This window comes from Providencia sp. (assembly GCF_052096715.1).
Classification (GTDB): domain Bacteria; phylum Pseudomonadota; class Gammaproteobacteria; order Enterobacterales; family Enterobacteriaceae; genus Providencia.
This window is the reverse complement of sequence record NZ_JBQDNB010000001.1, coordinates 324,484-343,278: the sequence shown is the minus strand read 5'-3', so window position 1 is coordinate 343,278 and position 18,795 is coordinate 324,484. Positions and strand designations below refer to the sequence as shown.

Here is an 18,795-nt window from a genome sequence, read left to right as displayed (position 1 = left end):
TTGTACCATTTGTACCATTTGTACCATTTGTACCATTTGTACCATTTGTACCATTTGTACCATTATTGCCATTATTAGATGTTTTTGAATAAAAATGACGATTATTTATTAGTTTGCATAATTTGTTGTTTTTAATTTCATGAATAATAATTTTATTAAATTTGGAACAATTTAATGAGATATTAAAAGAGTGTTGTGAGTAACTAAATGTGGGAGTTAATGCAATGAATAAAATGCTAATTGAAAAGGTTAGTTTATAAGTCATAGTTCCTCCATCCCCCTTCTCATTGAAGGGGGAAATATTTAATATTATGATTACCTATTTACCATTACCACCATTGCCTCCATTGGTACCATTACCACCATTTCCTCCATGGCCACCATTACCACCATTACCACCATTTCCGTTATAATTAACGTATTCAATTGGGGTTTGAATTGATGTTAGCTCAGTATATTGAGTGGTAGTTTTATATTGAATAGCTGATGCAGATGCTAATATTGGAAAAAATAAAGTTGCCATGATAATAGATGATTTACGCATATAATTTCCTTTGGTTTTAAGTGAATAAATAAACTGCATGGAAATTGTAATTTAAAGACTGAGATAATCAATGAGTGATTGATGTCAATGGATAATTAAATTTGTATGGAGTTAACTATAAAATAATAATATAAATTATCTATGGGTTTTAACTTAATATGCGTAATTTAAATTTTTTGATTAATGATTTATTGTATTTTTTATAATAAGATTATGTATGATTAATATGAAAATAAGCCATATTGAAAAATAGTATGGCTTTTATAGTGAGATAATTATTTTATTTGTTTTAAATGATTGTTAATATCATTTTTAATAGTTGACGATGCACTATTTTTATTAAAAGTTAACATGACGATAGCTTTTTCATGTTCATTCATATCAGCAAATAATTTTGCCGTTTGTTGTTGATTTTTAGTATAACTAGATGATTTTTTTTGATGATCATTGATCATCTTACTCATAGACGGCGAGGTATTATTTTGTGAAAAACTGAATGAAACGGCAGCTTTTTCATTAATATCAAGCTGTGAAAAAGGCACACCTGAGCTAATGTTATTTTTTACATCGACACCGGCTTGTATTAAATGATTCTTGATTGAATTTTGATTAGAAGCAGAGGTGTTGTTCTCCGTAAAGCTTAATGCGGTAGCTGCATTTTTATGCATCTCTATATTTGATTGTGCATTAGCGATGCTGACAGTACTCATGATTAAACTTAGTGTGAAGATGATCTTTTTCATAATAAACCCTATTAAGTAAAGTAATTTTTGTTGTGACTATAATAAGGGTTAATCTCTGTCTTAATACTGACAGTAAAATGACAAAATTGCCATTTTACTATTTTAATTTATATTAGGAATGAATAAGGTAAATCGCGTTGAATAATCATCAGAAGATACTTTAATAGAGCCTTTATGCGCTAATATGATTGACTTGACAATGGCAAGTCCAATTCCACTGCCTTCATTTTTACGTTGTCTTGATTTATCAACACGATAAAATCGGTCAAAAAGTTTGGGTAGATGTTCCACTGGGATTTTATGGCCCGGATTACTGATAATAATTTCTATACCATTATTAATATTAGTTAGATTAATGCTAATTGTATCCCCTTTAGGAGTATAGCGGATAGCATTAGATAATAAATTTGTTATTGCTCTTCTTAGCATATCTTTATCCGCTAATATGGGTTGAGCATCGCCCATTAATTTTAATTTAATTTCATTATCTTCAGCAAGAAATTCAAAATAATCAAAAATCAGTTCGATTTCTGATTTTATATTAATTAATTTTTTTTCTGGTATTAACATATTATCATCAGCTTGTGCTAAAAAAAGCATATCAGATATCATGCGTGATAGTCGGTTATATTCTTCTAAGTTTGAATAAAGCACTTCAACTAACTCTTCTTTAGTTCGATTTTTATTCAATGAAATTTGTGTTTCAGTCATTAAGTTAGTGATTGGCGTTCGCATTTCATGAGCGATATCGGCAGAAAAATTTGTTTGCCTAACAAAAACATCTTCAATTTTGACTAACATCTCGTTGAATGAAAGTGTTAATTGCTTTAATTCTGCCGGTACTGCTGTCGGATCTAAACGAATACTCAAGTTTTCAGAGGTAACCGTTTTTATTTTATTACTCACGTCTTTAAGGGGTTTTAATCCTTTGATGACTAAAAAATAAACGACGAATATAGTAAACAGGCATAGCAAAATTGCACTGATGATTAAGCTGTTTATTAAAGAATTAAGATAGTCATGATGAAAGTTTAATGAAAGAGCTGTGACTAATCGATATTTTTTTTGGTTATGGTTATCAGCACTTACATCAATAAAAGATTCGGATAACCTGTAGTCTTCTAGATATTCATCCGCATTATCTTTAATTGGGTCATAGTTCTTTAATTGTGTAATAATATCAGTATTAGCAGTTGGAGATATTAACTCATTACCTTCGTTATCAACGAGATATACAATAATATCTTGATGTTCATTAATGATGGTTTTGATTCGAGTAAAGTGTTCACTTTCAGAATCAATACTTTCACTTAGTAAACTACTAATAGTAAGATTCATTTGATTTAGTGTGTATTCATCTTGCTGCTTAAAATGCAAAACAACAGAGTTGATCATGATCCAGCTAAATAGTAATAGCGCGAAGGAAAGAGCGATACTAATCAGAAAAATAAGTCGTGCAGATATTGAAACTGGAGATTTGAATATATTATTCATGTTGTGGGATCTCAAGTAAATAGCCCATGCCCCTAATAGTATGAATCAATTTAGGATCGTAATTAAGATCAATTTTTGATCTCAGACGTTTTACTGCGACATCAATTACATTGGTGTCGCTATCAAAATTCATATCCCAAACTTTGGATGCAATAAGAGATCGAGATAATACTTCACCTTGATGTAATACAAAAAATTCCAATAGTGAAAATTCTTTACTCGTTAGGTTTATTTTTTCATTTGCCCGAGTAACTCGTCTTTTAATTAAATCAACATGTAAATCAGCAATGGTAAATTGTGTTTTTTGGATGTTGTTATTACCTCTGCGTAATAATGTTCTTATACGTGCCAACAGCTCTGAAAAATCAAACGGTTTGACCAAATAATCATCAGCACCAAGTTCCAGACCTTTGACTCTATGCTCAACATTACCTAATGCAGTTAACATTAATATTGGTGTGTTTTTACCTATTACACGTAGGTTTTTAGCAATATCCCAACCATTAATATCTGGCAACATCACATCAAGAATAATTAAATCATATTCTTCTGTAGACGCCATATGAAGGCCTGTGATCCCATTCTCAATAGCATCAACAATAAAGCCAGATTCAGTTAAACCTTTGGAAAGATATTCTCTCGTTTTATGTTCATCTTCGACAATAAGTAATTTCACGGTAGCCTCAAAGCTTAGCCAGTAATATGGACACTCTCATTCTAAGCATTGAACCGATGAAATGTAAAATGACAAATTTGTCATTTTCATGTCACTAATCTAACAGGATGTTCTTTTTACACTAGCGATATACAAATAAGGAATATTCAAATGGCGATACACAAATAAACATTGAGGCGCGGCTATACTATGTATTCTTCCAAAATATTATTAATAGTCAGTTCTCTATTTTTAAGTGGATGTGTTTCACTTGCTCCTGAATATAAACGTCCTGATCTAGGTGTTCCCAATAGCTTAGCACAAGATCAAAATTCATCTGTTGAGAGTTTTGACGTTAAATTATCTATTCCTAGTTGGAAGGATTTTATTGTAGATACCCAACTACAGCAGGTAATTCAGTTAGCGCTTGAAAAAAATAATGATTTGTTTCTAACAGCTTTAGAGGTTGAAGAAGCAAGAGTGCGTTTTGGTATTGCTGAATCTGAACAATATCCACAAATTATGTCCTCTATGAGTGGTGATTATAGTAAAGGTTTGAATAATGGCTCTACATTAGGAAAAAAATACAGTGCAGGTGTTGATATCAGCTACGAATTAGATTTTTTTGGACGTATAAAAAATTTGACGCAAGCAGATAAAGCCAAATTTTTAGCATCAAAAGAAATGAATCGAGCAACGCAAATTATTACGATGAAAACAGTGGCAGAGGCCTATCTTGATGTTATTTATAATCAACAGCTGCTCATTATTTCAGAAGAGACAAAAAAGAACTACTTAAATAGCCAATCTATTGTCATGCAAAAGGTGATTGCAGGTAATGCCAATATTTCTGATTTAGAGCAGGCTAAAGGGCAAGTTCAGGCTATTGATATTACAATTGAAAAGGTTAAGAGTGAGATCCTTAGAAATAAGAACTTAGTTGATTTTTTAACCAATGATTATACGGATAAACTCAACTCACAGACATTAAACTATGTACTTATAACTGTTCCTGAAAATATTCCCTCTGAAATTTTACTCGAACGCCCGGATGTGATGGCCGCAGAGCAAAACATTCTTTCAGAGAATGCCAATATTGGTGTAGCAAGAGCCGCTTTTTTTCCTTCAATCTCATTTAATACTGGGATAGAAAATAGTAACGACTCTCTATCTGGCCTATTTGATTCTTCTAATGGTATTTGGAATTTTATTCCTAAAATCACATTACCGATATTTACCGGTGGTAAAAATACCAAAAACTTAGAATTAGCCAATATTAGAAAAAATAAAGCGATAGTTAATTATGAAAAAAGTATTCAAGTAGCATTTAGAGAAGTTAAAGATGCATTGATATTAAAATCAAGTATGAAAAAACAGCTCATATCACAAATCGATTACGTTAATACGTTGAATAATATTTTAGCTCAAAAGCAAGTAAGCTATCACTACGGTGGTTTAAGCTATCTTAATGTTCTTGAAGCCCAAAGAGATTTATTCACGGGTAAACAAAATTTATTATTGTTAGAAATAGAACAGCAGAAGAATGAAATTAATTTATTCTCTGCACTTGGTGGCGGATTAATAAAATAACAAGGTTTAAAATGAAAAAATTAAATAAGTCTATATTTATAATTTCTATTACATTATTTTCATCAGTATTTTTTACCTCTGTAGGATATTCAAATACACTTGAACATAACCATGGTGTTTATCCTGAAAAAACAGTAGAACCGATTATTCATACAGAAGGTAAATTAGTTTCTATAGATAGAGAAAATAAAAAATTAACAATAAATCATCAGGCTATAGAGAGTATTGGCTGGCCACCGATGACAATGCGATTTACTTATGAAGATGACAGTATGATTGATGGGCTCAGTGATAATGACGAATTAAAATTCTCATTTTCTCAAAAGGGTAATATTTCGTTATTGAAATCCATTGAAAAGAAAAACTAAATAGATAGAGAGATGTTATGTCACTAGTTAATCTGGTTAAGTTACTCTTGGTTGTTATTCTATCAAGTGCAGTTTCAATATTTCTTTATCGTTATTTTTTTGTAGTTGAAAAAAAAGCAGAACAAACAGAAATTAAAGAGCGCACTGTTTTATATTGGTATGACCCGATGTATCCCAATACAAAATTTAATCAGCCGGGAAAATCACCCTTTATGGATATGGATTTAGTTCCTAAGTATGAAGATGAAAATAGTTCATCTATCAATACGAAAGGTATTACGATTAATCCAGCACAAACTCAAAATTTGGGTCTTAAAACTGTTGAGGTAAAGTGGGGAAAATTAAACTATGACTTAACATTTCCTGCTGAAGTTGCATTTAACGACCATCAATATGCTGTTGTTCAGGCAAGGGAAAATGGTTTTGTTGAAAAAATTTATCCGATAGCAATGGGTGAGCGAATTCAACAAGGTGCCCCAATTGCAGATTTAACGATGCCGGCTTGGGTTGAGGCGCAAAGTGAATATCTTGCATTAAACCAAATGGATGCCTCACAAAAAAATCTTAATAGTGTATTAGAACGTCTACGTTTAAATGGTATGCCAGAGGGCGCAATTACACAGTTTATTAAAACGGGGAAAGTACAAACTCGATTTACCATTAAAGCACCGATATCTGGCGTTATCACAGCCCTAAATTTACGACAAGGGATGAATGTAACTAAAGAAGGTGTCATTGCTCAAGTCCAAGGAACTAATCCATTGTGGATTAATGCCTCTATATCTCAATCGGTAGCTGAATTACTGAATAAAGATGTTCAATTTTCAGTTTCAATTCCTGCTTATCCAACTCATAAATTTGTTGTGAATAATTGGGTGATATTACCGAGTGCGGATATTACAAGCCGAACAATTAATATTCGAGCGGAAATTAACGATGAAACTAATTTATTAAAACCGGGTATGACGGCTTATTTAAATCTGATCGCGCAAGGTAGTGAAAGTATGCTAATTCCCTCACAAGCTATTGTGGATTCGGGGACTGAGCAGCATGTCATTGCCATTGGCGAAAATGGCGAATTCATCCCTAAGAAAATTCGCATGATTAATGAATTTAAACAGATGAGCGCTATTTCTGATGGTGTGCAAGTTGGGGAACGTATTGTGACCCAAGGAATATTTCTCATCGATTCTGAAGCGAATATTGCAGGTGCTTTAGAAAGAATGAATGCACAACAAAATGAAGTGGTTCCTGTTAATCATTCATCACATGAAGCTCAGGGGTAGATTATGTTGGAATGGGTTATTAGACGGTCGGTCGCTAATCGCTTTCTCGTTATGATGGGGGTGGTATTTCTAGTGATAGCTGGGATTTGGAGTATCCGAAATACTCCGGTTGATGCATTGCCCGACTTATCTGATGTACAGGTCATAATCAAAACCACCTATCCGGGACAAGCCCCACAATTAGTGGAAAATCAAGTTACTTATCCGATTACAACGACAATGTTATCAGTGCCTGGCGCTAAAACAGTAAGAGGTTTTTCCGCGTTTGGTGACTCTTATGTATATGTGATTTTTGAAGATAACACCGATTTATATTGGGCGCGCTCACGGGTTCTTGAGTATTTAAATCAGGTGCAATCCAAATTACCTAAAGGTGCGGTGGCATCAATAGGCCCTGATGCTACGGGGGTAGGTTGGATATTTGAATATGCATTAGTTGATAAAACAGGAAAACATAATTTAGCAGAATTACGATCTTTACAAGATTGGTTCCTAAAGTATGAATTAAAAGCATTACCTAATGTATCCGAAGTGGCAACAGTCGGTGGCGTGGTAAAAGCCTATCAAATTATTATTGACCCATTAAAGTTAACGCAATTTTCAGTGACACTTCCTGAGATTAAGCAAGCGGTCGAAATGGCGAACCAAGAAGCGGGAGGCTCATCTATTGAGATAGCTGAAGCGGAATATATGGTAAGAGCCAGTGGCTATCTTCAGTCAATGGATGATTTTAATAAAATTTACCTAAAAACAGCGCAAAGCGGCATACCTATTTATTTACAGGATGTGGCGAGAGTCCAAGAAGGCCCAGAAATGCGTCGAGGGGTTGCTGAGCTCAATGGGGAAGGTGAAGTTGTCGGCGGTATTATTTTATTACGCTCAGGTGAAAATGCACGTAATGTTATTCGAGATGTAAAACAAAAACTTGAAGATTTAAGTGCCAGCTTACCTGAAGGCATTGAAATCGTGACCACCTACGATAGAAGTATTTTGATAGATAATGCAATTGATAATTTAAGCTATAAGTTACTTGAAGAGTTTATTGTGGTCGCATTAGTTTGTGCTATTTTCTTATGGCATTTTCGCTCTGCATTGGTTGCCATAATATCTTTACCATTAGGGTTATTTATTGCTTTTATTGTGATGCGCTATCAAGGTATAAATGCAAACATTATGTCGCTTGGCGGGATTGCGATTGCAATCGGTGCCATGGTCGATGCTGCTATTGTAATGATAGAGAATGCGCATAAAAAGTTAGAAAAGTGGCAATATGAAAATGAAGGAAAATCGTTAGATAATGCACAGCGTTGGAAATTAATTACCGACTCCGCAGTTGAAGTGGGGCCTGCATTATTTATTAGTTTACTTATTATCACATTATCTTTTATTCCTATTTTTACCCTTGAAGGTCAAGAAGGACGCTTATTTGGACCATTAGCCTTTACTAAAACCTATGCTATGGCAGGGGCGGCGGCTCTCGCGTTGATTGTTATTCCTATTTTAATGGGATATTGGATACGTGGCAAAATTCCAAATGAAAACAAGAATCCGATTAATCGTTTTTTGATCTCTGCATATAGTCCCATCTTATTGAAAGTATTAGCGTGGCCAAAAACGACATTATTGGTTGCATTTCTTTCACTATTTACCGTGATATGGCCTTTGAAGCATTTAGGTGGTGAGTTTCTTCCATCAATTAATGAAGGTGATTTATTGTATATGCCTTCGACATTACCGGGTGTATCGCCCGCTCAAGCCGCATTTTTGCTACAAAATACAGATAAACTGATAAAAACCATTCCTGAGGTGGATACGGTATTTGGTAAGGCGGGTAAAGCAGAAACGGCGACAGATTCAGCGCCAATGGAAATGATAGAAACGACCATTAGATTAAAGCCACAAGATCAGTGGCGCCCAGGAATGACACTAGACAAAATTATTGATGAGCTCGATGAAACAGTGCGTTTACCTGGCGTAGCAAATCTTTGGGTACCCCCAATTAGAAATCGTATTGATATGTTATCTACAGGGGTAAAAAGTCCAATTGGTATTAAGGTATCAGGCAAAGATCTCAACGAAATCGATGCGTTAGCGCAGGAAATTGAAAAAGTAACTAAATTGGTTCCCGGTGTCGTGTCTGTTTTAGCCGAAAGGTTGGTCGGTGGTCGCTATATTGATGTCAAAATCGATAGAGAAAAAGCGGCACGCTATGGAATGAGTATTAGCGATGTACAAGCTTATATTTCAATGGCAACGGGCGGCGAAATGATAGGGGAAACAGTCGAGGGAATTGAGCGTTATCCAATTAGTATTCGTTATCCTCAAGATTATCGAAATAGTGTTTCTGCTTTACGTTTGCTCCCTATTTTGACACCAAATAAGCAACAGATTGTCTTAGGAGATGTAGCCGAAGTTATTGTACAAATGGGCGCACCAATGCTGAAAACTGAAAATGCACGCCCTACAAGCTGGATTTATATTGATGCGCGTGGTCGGGATATGGTTTCAGTAATTTCAGATATTGATGCTGCGATTAAATCAAATATTCAAATGAAAGCCGGATTGAGTTATTCATTTACGGGGCAATTTGAATTATTAGAGCGCGCTAATCAAAAACTTATGTTAATGGTTCCTGCAACTATTATGATTATTTTTGTACTGCTCTATTTAGCCTTTAGACGCTTTAGTGAAGCATTGCTTATTTTATTAAGTTTACCTTTTGCTCTGGTTGGTGGTGTTTGGTTTTTATATTGGATGAACTTTCATTTATCTGTTGCAACCGGAACGGGATTTATTGCATTAGCGGGTGTCGCCGCTGAATTTGGTGTGGTGATGTTGATTTATTTAAGACACGCGATAGAAGATAAACAACAAGCTATGAATATTAATCATTTATCAAATAAAGAATTAGATAATGCGTTATATGAAGGGGCTGTTTTAAGGGTGAGACCAAAGGCGATGACGGTTGCGGTAATTATAGCAGGTCTATTACCTATATTATTAGGTACAGGTGTTGGTTCCGAGGTTATGAGTCGAATTGCAGCGCCAATGGTTGGCGGAATGATAACTGCACCATTGCTCTCACTATTTATTATTCCAGCTGCCTATAAGCTAATTTGCCAGTCTAGAAATAAAAAATAACATTTTAATGGGGATAATCCCTTTATTATTGAATAAGGTTAAATAGTAATGAAAAAGATAATTTTAAGCGGAATACTGTTATTGTCATTCTCCGCATATTCACAAGCCAGTACCGTGCAATTATATAAAGATGCAAACTGTGGCTGTTGCCAATTATGGGGCGAAGGCATTCAAAAGGCAGGCTACAATGTAGTCGTTAATGAAATTAGCTATGAAGAATTAAATAAGCTCAATGATGAATTAAAGGTTCCCAATAATTTACGTAGCTGCCACATAGCAAAATATAAAGGCAAAATTATCGTCGGGCATGTGCCAGCAAGTAGCCTAACATCAATAGAATTCCTGCCAAAAGAGATTACAGGGATATCTGTACCAGGTATGCCTGCGGGGAGTTTAGGCATGGAGCAGGTTAGTGGGTTTAAGCAGAGTTATTCTGTCATAACGTTCTAACCCGTCATACTTCGAGTTGTAGGGGTGTTGGCTTCACTCAGCCCCTTGGGTCACATACTGGTGTATGCTCCCCAAGATGTCTTCATTTGCCGCTTAGCTATAACTCGAATTAACCCGTCAGACTTCGTGTTGTGGGGGCACTTATTTGGAATTTAAATCGTATCTTCTAGAATTAGCTCAATTGCTTTGAGTTCTTCTTGGCTAAATTCACGATTTTTTATGATACCCATAGCATCATCAATTTGGCTGATACGGCTTGCACCAATGAGCACGGATGTAATTCGGTCATGGCGCAGTATCCATGCTAATGACATTTGACTGAGCTTTTGACCACGATTTAAGGCTAATTCATTAAGTTTTTTAACTTTGGATAAAACTGCTGATGTCAGCCTTTCGGGAGGCAATGCGGGATTAGCCGCAGCTCTTGAGTCAGCAGGAATTCCATTGAGGTAACGATCGGTCAAAATACCCCCCGCAAGCGGTGAATACGCGATGGAACCCACGCCTTCTTCTTCCAGTAAATCGAGTAGTCCTTCTTCTGGAGTACGCTCTAACATGGAATATTTAGGTTGGTGGATTAGGCAAGGGGTGCCTAACTGATTCAGAATGCTAATAGCATCTTTCGCAATATCGGCTGGATAATTAGATATTCCGACATAGAGCGCTTTACCTTGGCGTACAATTAAATCGAGCGCACCCATTGTTTCTTCTAAAGGTGTATTAGGATCGGGTCTATGGTGATAAAAAATATCCACATAGTCGAGCCCCATTCTTTTTAGGCTTTGATTAAGGCTAGCGATTAAATATTTTTTGCTTCCCCAATCACCATAAGGTCCGTCCCACATGGTATAGCCAGCTTTAGATGAAATGATCATTTCATCGCGATAAGGAAGAAAGTCTTGCTGTAAAACTTGGCCAAATTTACTTTCAGCGGATCCAGGTGGGGGGCCGTAGTTATTGGCGAGATCAAAATGGGTGATCCCTAAATCAAAGGCGTGTCTAAGCATAGCTCGACAATTATCGATAGGCTTATTATCGCCAAAATTATGCCATAGTCCTAATGAGATGAGAGGTAGTCGCAATCCACTGCGCCCGCACAGACGATATTCCATATCAGTATAACGATGAGATGATGCGACGTAAGGCATATTTCACCCCTTAAATTATTGATAGAAAACTTTAGCTATGTTGTTACCAAAATATTGTGATTAAAACATGGCTATAAAGATCTCAACTATATTGTCATAAGCACAAGAAATCAGCTGAGGAATCAATGCTAATTTTTCATTAAATAGATACGTCATCATTAATGTGTGAGTTGTGATGGAAAAATCATGAGAACGCTTGTAACGGCTGGGTATCCATATGTCTGAATACCCATACTTCAAATGAATCGAAATTTTAAATTTGTTCGGTACGAGTAAAAACTAACTCATTTCCTTTAGATTGGCTTTCATCAAATTGATAACCTTCTAAATTAAAATCAGAGAGCTGTTCTGTTTTGGTGAGTTTATTTTGAATAATAAAACGACTCATTAAGCCGCGTGCTTTTTTTGCATAAAAACTGATGACTTTATATTTACCATTTTTTTCATCGAGAAATACGGGTTTAATTATCGTACCATCGAGCTTTTTATTATTGATGGATTTAAAATATTCATCAGATGCAAGATTCACTAAAATTTGGTCACCTTGATCTGCAAGTGATTGGTTTAATTGGTTAGTAATGATATCGCCCCAAAATTCATATAAGTCTTTGCCTCGCGTGTTTTTAAGGCGAATTCCCATTTCTAAACGGTAGGGTTGCATTAAATCTAGTGGGCGTAATAGCCCATATAGTCCAGAAAGGATACGTAAATGCTTTTGGGCAAAATCGAAATCTGCAACAGAAAAAGTTTCTGCTTGCATGCCAGTATAAACATCGCCCTTAAAAGCTAGAATAGCTTGGCGCGCATTTTCTGGGGTAAAGTTTGTCTGCCATTCTCCAAATCGAGCGGCATTGAGTCCAGCAAGCTTATCACTAATTTTCATTAGGCTAGCAATATCTGCGGGAGCTAGTTTGCGGCAGACTTTAATCAGCTGTTCTGATTCGGTTAGTAATTCAGGCTGAGTAAATTTATGGGTCGCAAGAGGGCTTTCGTAGTCTAATGTTTTAGCCGGTGAAAGAGTAATAAGCATGACTTTAGCCTTATAAAATAATTATTTTCTTTACTGTAGCAAAAATTCATCTGAAATAGCTAATTGATGCAATAAGTAGAATCAATTTCTTTTATTTGCTTTACTAACATCAAGATAACCATTTTGCTTAATGGATTCAGTTTTAAATCAGGGTGCGAAACCGATTGCCAATCAAATAGTTGCCTTTGACTGTATTTCCTCACTTGCAGCAACCTAGATGCGTGATATTATCATTGAACGGTGCGGCGTTAGCCTCAATTCCTTTATATACACCGAGTAGTTCGAGTTATAGGGTCAGTAATGAATGGGCATGATGCCAATAGGCTAATGCTAAACCAGTACGCTTACAGCTTGAAGCATGACGGGTATAACAACGAGATTAAAGAAATGACCGATAAACTAACCTCCTTACGTAAAATAACAACAGTTGTTGCTGACACTGGCGACATTGAAGCGATGAAGCTGTATAAGCCACAAGATGCGACAACTAACCCTTCGCTTATCTTGAATGCGGCGCAAATTCCAGAATACCGTAAATTGATTGATGAAGCGGTAGAATGGGCGCGTAAGCAAAGCAATAATCGTGAACAACAAGTTGTTGATGCTTGTGACAAACTGGCAGTTAACATCGGTTTGGAAATTCTTAAATTAGTTCCAGGCCGTATTTCAACTGAAGTTGATGCTCGTCTTTCATATGATGAAGAAGCTTGTATTGCAAAAGCACGTCATTTGATCAAACTGTACAATGAAGCGGGTATCAGCAATGATCGTATCTTGATCAAACTGGCGTCGACTTGGCAGGGGATCCGTGCTGCTGAGAAGCTAGAAAAAGAAGGTATCAACTGTAACCTAACGCTATTATTCTCTTTTGCTCAAGCGCGTGCTTGTGCTGAAGCTGGCGTTTACCTGATTTCTCCATTTGTTGGTCGTATTCTTGATTGGTATAAAGCAAACACAGATAAAAAAGAGTTTGCACCACAAGAAGATCCGGGTGTTGTTTCAGTCACTGAAATCTATAACTATTACAAAGCGCACGGTTACAAAACTGTGGTCATGGGCGCAAGCTTCCGTAATGTTGGTGAGATTATTGAACTGGCCGGTTGCGACCGTCTAACAATTTCGCCAAACTTACTGAAAGAACTGTCTGAATCACAAGGTGAAATTGTTCGTAAACTCACTGATGCAGGTCAAACTTCAGCGCCAGAAGCTAAGTTAACGGAATCTGAATTCTATTGGCAGCATAATCAAGATCCAATGGCTGTTGATAAACTGGCTGACGGTATCCGCAAATTTGCTGTTGACCAAGAAAAACTTGAGAAAATGATCGCAGCTCTGCTGTAATTTTGTCATCTTTTCTTTAAAACCCAGTTCAACGTGACTGGGTTTTTTTATGTCTTTTTTATTAAATTAGCGATATTGATTAAGTTCTCAATTCAAATATTTAAGCAATGCCACACTGTAACCGAGCCCTCATTATGCTATGATATGACACCCGTTTATTCATAATTCCATCTCATATAGCGACAACATAAACGGCTTCTGATGATTAATTTTTTGAGGTTTGTATGAATGAACTGCGCATAGGTCTGGTTTCGGTTTCTGATCGTGCTTCAAGTGGTATTTATGAAGATAAAGGCATTCCTGCTTTGGAAGAATGGTTAGCAAAAACGCTGACAACACCTTTTCGTATTGAAACTCGCCTAATCCCTGATGAGCAAATTTTGATAGAGCAAACATTGTGTGAGTTAGTTGACGAGTTTGCCTGCCATTTAGTCTTAACGACGGGGGGAACGGGTCCTGCACGCCGCGATGTGACACCTGAGGCAACACTGGCTATCGCTGATCGTGAAATGCCAGGTTTCGGTGAACAGATGCGTCAAATTAGCTTAAAATTTGTGCCAACAGCGATTTTATCTCGCCAAGTGGGTGTTATTCGTAATCAAGCATTGATTTTGAATCTACCGGGGCAACCAAAAGCCATCGCAGAAACGTTAGAAGGTTTAAAAGACAAAGAAGGTAATGTGGTCGTTTCAGGCATTTTTGCTAGTGTGCCTTATTGTATTCAATTACTTGATGGTCCATATATTGAAACTGACCCATCGATAGTTAAAGCTTTCAGACCAAAATCGGCAATTCGGGATGTTGAATAACATACTAAACATTAAAGTTGCAGGTCAATGGTTTGTCACCGCTAGCCTGCAACTCGAATGATATTATTTAGTCAGATAATTAACTGCGCTGACCAATTGGCAGGATAGTTTTGCCGTATTGTTCATTTAATATTTCAGCCATTGCTAAATAGAATGCGCTGGCACCACAGATAATCCCTTCAAAGCCTGCAATTTTTAATAACATCGCATTACCGGTTAAATTACCGATAGCTAATAGTGCAAATAGCACGGTTAAACTGCCAAAGACAAATTGCAGTACAAAGTTAGCTTTGAAAGTACCTAGGAACATAAAGAAGGTGAAAATGCCCCAAACGATTAAGTAAATACCCAAGAACGCAGGATCGGTGGCTTCAGCTAATCCCATAGTAGGTAAAAATAGTAGACCCACTAAGGATAGCCAAAACATACCGTAAGAGGTAAACGCCGTTGCACCAAATGTATTTCCTTTCTTATATTCAATAAGTCCAGCAATAAATTGAGCAATACCACCATAAAAAATTCCCATACTTAAAATAACTGATGAGAGAGGGAAAAAGCCTGCATTATGAATGTTCAGCAGGATTGTCGTCATACCAAAACCCAATAAACCAAGTGGACCTGGATTTGCAAGAGAGCTGGAGTGCATATAACCTCTGGTAAAATATATAAAATTCAAATAGATATAAAATGTTAATTCCACCAAATTGGCGGTGGCGGCGAATCATACGCAGTTTTGGCTGCTTAAACAATGATCGAGAGGTAGGTTTTTTGGCAATAAATGCAAATTTTTTTTAATCATCCCCTTGATGAATGAATTTGTGGCCCCATCTTTAAGACATCAGCCGATTTCAATCTGAATTATTGCGTAAAGTAAAAAAAAGTTAGGCTCAGAGTGAAGACTCCCTTGAAAATGAAATATTGAGCCTCATATAGATTGATATCGAAATTATATTGAAACAAATTCCTTTGGAGGCGTATTACATGGGTAAAATTATTGGTATCGACTTGGGTACAACAAACTCATGCGTTGCAATTATGGATGGTACTACTGCGCGTGTTCTTGAGAACAGCGAAGGTGATAGAACTACTCCTTCCATCATCGCATACACTCAAGATGGTGAAATTTTGGTAGGCCAGCCAGCAAAACGTCAGGCTGTGACAAATCCAGAAAATACATTATTTGCAATTAAACGTTTGATTGGTCGTCGTTTCCAAGACGAAGAAGTTCAACGCGACGTTTCTATCATGCCATATAAAATTATAGCGGCTGATAATGGCGATGCTTGGTTGGATGTTAAAGGTCAAAAAATGGCTCCACCACAAATTTCTGCTGAAGTTCTGAAAAAAATGAAGAAAACAGCAGAAGATTACTTAGGTGAGCCTGTAACTGAAGCTGTTATTACTGTTCCTGCATACTTTAATGATGCGCAGCGTCAAGCAACAAAAGATGCTGGCCGTATCGCAGGTTTAGAAGTTAAGCGTATTATCAACGAACCAACAGCTGCTGCATTGGCTTATGGTTTAGATAAAGAAATTGGTAACCGTACTATCGCGGTTTATGACTTAGGTGGTGGTACATTCGACTTATCAATTATTGAAATTGATGAAGTTGATGGCGAAAAAACCTATGAAGTTCTGGCTACCAATGGTGATACTCACTTAGGTGGTGAAGACTTCGATAACCGCTTAATTAATTATTTAGTAGAAGAATTCAAGAAAGACCAAGGTGTTGATCTGCGTAACGATCCACTGGCAATGCAACGTCTGAAAGAATCTGCTGAAAAAGCGAAAATTGAGTTGTCTTCAGCTCAACAAACTGACGTGAATCTGCCATACATTACCGCAGATGCGACAGGTCCTAAACACATGAACATCAAAGTGACTCGTGCAAAACTTGAGTCACTGGTAGAAGATTTAGTAAAACGCACTATGGAGCCAGTTAAAGTTGCTCTACAGGATGCGGGCTTAAGTGTAAGCGACATCAACGACGTTATTTTAGTTGGTGGTCAAATCCGTATGCCTATGGTGCAAAAAGTGGTCACTGATTTCTTCGGAAAAGAGCCACGTAAAGATGTGAATCCAGATGAAGCAGTAGCAATCGGTGCGGCTGTACAAGGCGGCGTATTGGCGGGTGATGTTAAAGACGTTCTGTTACTTGACGTAACACCTCTGTCTTTAGGTATCGAAACCATGGGTGGCGTAATGACTTCGTTAATCGCGAAGAATACTACTATCCCAACAAAACATAGCCAAGTGTTCTCTACAGCGGAAGATAACCAAGCGGCCGTAACAATTCATGTGCTGCAAGGTGAACGTAAACGTGCCGGTGATAATAAATCATTGGGTCAGTTTAACTTAGATGGCATCCAACCTTCTCCACGTGGTATGCCACAAATCGAAGTTACTTTCGATATCGATGCTGATGGTATTTTGCATGTTTCTGCAAAAGATAAAAACAGTGGTCGTGAGCAAAACATTACCATTAAAGCTTCTTCAGGTTTGAATGATGAAGAAATCGAAAAAATGGTACGTGATGCCGAAGCGAATGCTGAAGCTGACCGTAAATTTGAAGAGTTAGTTCAGACTCGTAACCAAGCTGACCAGCTGATCCACGGCACTCGTAAACAAATCGAAGAAGCAGGTGAGCAATTACCAGCAGAAGATAAAGCGAGCATTGAAACAGCAGTATCTGAGCTAGAAGCTGCACTGAAAGGTGAAGACAAAGCGGATATCGAAGCGAAAATTCAAGCTTTGGTAACTGCATCAGCTAAACTTCTGGAAATCGCACAGCAACAAGCTCAAGCAGGCGCTGCTGGTGCTGGTGCAGAAGCGAAGAAAGATGATGATGTTGTTGACGCTGAATTCGAAGAAGTTAACGATAAAGACAAAAAATAATGCCCTTAGCGGGCGCAGTAACTATAGCTAATAGTTGTTAATGGTTGCTGATACCGGACACGGGCGTCGAGGAAACTCTGCGCCCGTGTCCGCATGTTAAGGGTAAAATAAATGGCAAAAAGAGACTTTTATCAGGTCCTAGAACTTGAAAAAAACGCTTCAGAAAAAGACATCAAAAGAGCGTATAAGCGCTTAGCAATGAAATTCCATCCTGATCGTAATCAGGATAACAAAGATGAGTCTGAAGCCAAATTTAAAGAAATTAAAGAAGCTTACGAAGTGCTTTCCGACGAGCAAAAACGTGCAGCTTACGACCAATATGGCCATGCTGCGTTTGAGCAAGGTGGAATGGGCGGCGGCGGTGGTTTTGGCGGTGGTGCTGACTTTAGTGATGTTTTTGGTGACGTCTTCGGTGATATTTTTGGAGGCGGCCGCAGACAGCAGCGCCCAAGCCGTGGTTCTGATTTACAGTACAACATGGAACTGACTCTTGAAGAGGCTGTCCGTGGAGTGACCAAAGAGATCCGTATTCCAACATTAGAAACTTGTGATGTATGCCATGGTAATGGCGCAAAACCAGGTACGAGTGCGGATACTTGTTCTACTTGTCATGGTATGGGGCAAGTGCATATGCGTCAGGGATTCTTCTCTGTACAGCAAGCTTGTCCAACCTGTCATGGTCGCGGAAAAGTCATCAAAGACCCTTGCAATAAATGTCATGGTCATGGACGTGTTGAAAGATATAAAACATTGTCGGTGAAAATTCCAGCGGGCGTAGACACTGGCGACCGTGTTCGCTTATCTGGTGAAGGGGAAGCTGGAGAGAAAGGTGCACCAGCAGGCGATTTATTCGTACAGGTTCATGTATTACCTCACAATATCTTTGAACGTGATGGTAATAACCTGCATTGCGAGGTTCCTATTAATTTTGCCATTGCAGCACTTGGTGGTGAAATTGAAGTTCCAACCCTTGATGGGCGTGTGAAACTGAAAATTCCTGCAGAAACACAAACGGGTAAGGTTTTCCGCATGAAGAGCAAAGGCGTGAAATCAGTTCGTGGTGGCTTGCAAGGTGATTTAATGTGCCATATCGTGGTTGAAACTCCAGTTAAACTTAATGAGAAACAAAAAGAGTTGCTCAAAGAGTTTGGTGAATCTCTAGGCGGCACTAGTGGTGAGAAAAATAGCCCTCGATCAAAAAGCTTCTTAGATGGCGTGAAAAAATTCTTTGATGATTTAACTAGTAAGTAGTTGAAATTATTTTAGTTTAAGAAAAATGGCTGACTAATATTTCGTTGAGT

Annotated in this window: 17 protein-coding genes; 9 read left to right on the top strand and 8 right to left on the bottom strand. The window is 37.3% G+C overall.

Features of this window, described 5'->3' with window-relative positions:
- The 5 genes from ACTH6U_RS01540 to ACTH6U_RS01520 form a co-directional block, all read right to left on the bottom strand.
- Nucleotides 1-265 (bottom strand): hypothetical protein (locus tag ACTH6U_RS01540; RefSeq protein ID WP_441831425.1); only part of this gene is annotated, 265 nt, incomplete at its 3' end.
- A gap of 54 nt (nt 266-319) precedes the next feature.
- Nucleotides 320-544 carry a hypothetical protein gene (locus ACTH6U_RS01535; protein WP_441831424.1) on the bottom strand — a complete coding sequence of 75 codons (225 nt, stop codon included), beginning with the start codon at nt 542-544 and terminating at the stop codon, nt 320-322.
- A 275-nt stretch (nt 545-819) separates the two neighbouring features.
- Complete coding sequence (locus ACTH6U_RS01530) at nt 820-1,287, bottom strand: hypothetical protein (protein WP_294108279.1); 468 nt, start codon at nt 1,285-1,287, stop codon at nt 820-822.
- 102 nt (nt 1,288-1,389) lie between these two features.
- Entirely contained in the window at nt 1,390-2,781 is a 1,392-nt protein-coding gene (locus tag ACTH6U_RS01525; protein ID WP_441831423.1) for a Cu(+)/Ag(+) sensor histidine kinase, read from the bottom strand.
- Nucleotides 2,774-3,457: a heavy metal response regulator transcription factor gene (locus ACTH6U_RS01520; protein ID WP_294108281.1), complete on the bottom strand. Its 684-nt coding sequence runs from the start codon at nt 3,455-3,457 to the stop codon at nt 2,774-2,776. Before ACTH6U_RS01520 ends, ACTH6U_RS01525 begins: the two co-directional genes overlap by 8 nt.
- 189 nt (nt 3,458-3,646) lie before the next feature.
- Here ACTH6U_RS01520 and ACTH6U_RS01515 point away from each other — a divergent pair, with 189 nt between their 5' ends.
- From ACTH6U_RS01515 to ACTH6U_RS01495, 5 genes are read left to right on the top strand one after another with little or no spacing between them, the layout of a single operon-like run.
- The gene (locus ACTH6U_RS01515) at nt 3,647-5,026 is read left to right on the top strand and encodes an efflux transporter outer membrane subunit (RefSeq protein ID WP_294108282.1); all 1,380 of its coding nucleotides are present in this window, start codon (nt 3,647-3,649) and stop codon (nt 5,024-5,026) included.
- Between the two features lie 11 nt (nt 5,027-5,037).
- The gene (locus tag ACTH6U_RS01510; protein WP_294108284.1) at nt 5,038-5,394 is read left to right on the top strand and encodes a copper-binding protein; all 357 of its coding nucleotides are present in this window, start codon (nt 5,038-5,040) and stop codon (nt 5,392-5,394) included.
- 17 nt (nt 5,395-5,411) lie between these two features.
- Nucleotides 5,412-6,680 carry an efflux RND transporter periplasmic adaptor subunit gene (locus tag ACTH6U_RS01505; RefSeq protein ID WP_294108286.1) on the top strand — a complete coding sequence of 423 codons (1,269 nt, stop codon included), beginning with the start codon at nt 5,412-5,414 and terminating at the stop codon, nt 6,678-6,680.
- Nucleotides 6,681-6,683: 3 nt separating this feature from the next.
- Nucleotides 6,684-9,821 carry a CusA/CzcA family heavy metal efflux RND transporter gene (locus ACTH6U_RS01500; protein ID WP_441831422.1) on the top strand — a complete coding sequence of 1,046 codons (3,138 nt, stop codon included), beginning with the start codon at nt 6,684-6,686 and terminating at the stop codon, nt 9,819-9,821.
- A 48-nt stretch (nt 9,822-9,869) separates the two neighbouring features.
- Complete coding sequence (locus ACTH6U_RS01495) at nt 9,870-10,271, top strand: DUF411 domain-containing protein (protein WP_441831421.1); 402 nt, start codon at nt 9,870-9,872, stop codon at nt 10,269-10,271.
- 152 nt (nt 10,272-10,423) lie between these two features.
- On the opposite strand, the gene ACTH6U_RS01490 is transcribed toward ACTH6U_RS01495, so the two are convergent.
- Nucleotides 10,424-11,419, bottom strand: coding sequence for an aldo/keto reductase (locus tag ACTH6U_RS01490; RefSeq protein ID WP_294108292.1), 996 nt, complete (start codon nt 11,417-11,419; stop codon nt 10,424-10,426).
- 253 nt (nt 11,420-11,672) lie between these two features.
- Nucleotides 11,673-12,449 (bottom strand): peroxide stress protein YaaA, encoded by a 777-nt coding sequence (gene yaaA / locus ACTH6U_RS01485; RefSeq protein ID WP_294108294.1) that lies wholly within the window; start codon nt 12,447-12,449, stop codon nt 11,673-11,675.
- 387 nt (nt 12,450-12,836) lie between these two features.
- On the opposite strand from yaaA, the gene tal reads away from it, so the two are divergent.
- Entirely contained in the window at nt 12,837-13,790 is a 954-nt protein-coding gene (gene tal, locus ACTH6U_RS01480; RefSeq protein ID WP_294108296.1) for a transaldolase, read from the top strand.
- 224 nt (nt 13,791-14,014) lie between these two features.
- The gene (gene mog / locus ACTH6U_RS01475) at nt 14,015-14,599 is read left to right on the top strand and encodes a molybdopterin adenylyltransferase (RefSeq protein WP_441831420.1); all 585 of its coding nucleotides are present in this window, start codon (nt 14,015-14,017) and stop codon (nt 14,597-14,599) included.
- A gap of 79 nt (nt 14,600-14,678) precedes the next feature.
- Here mog and satP read toward each other — a convergent pair whose 3' ends face one another.
- Nucleotides 14,679-15,245, bottom strand: coding sequence for an acetate uptake transporter (satP, locus tag ACTH6U_RS01470; RefSeq protein WP_294350725.1), 567 nt, complete (start codon nt 15,243-15,245; stop codon nt 14,679-14,681).
- A 335-nt stretch (nt 15,246-15,580) separates the two neighbouring features.
- Between satP and dnaK the strand changes: the two genes are divergently transcribed.
- Nucleotides 15,581-17,494 (top strand): molecular chaperone DnaK, encoded by a 1,914-nt coding sequence (dnaK, locus tag ACTH6U_RS01465; protein WP_441831419.1) that lies wholly within the window; start codon nt 15,581-15,583, stop codon nt 17,492-17,494.
- 111 nt (nt 17,495-17,605) lie between these two features.
- Nucleotides 17,606-18,745, top strand: coding sequence for a molecular chaperone DnaJ (dnaJ, locus tag ACTH6U_RS01460; protein ID WP_294108304.1), 1,140 nt, complete (start codon nt 17,606-17,608; stop codon nt 18,743-18,745).
- Nucleotides 18,746-18,795 lie beyond the last annotated feature (50 nt).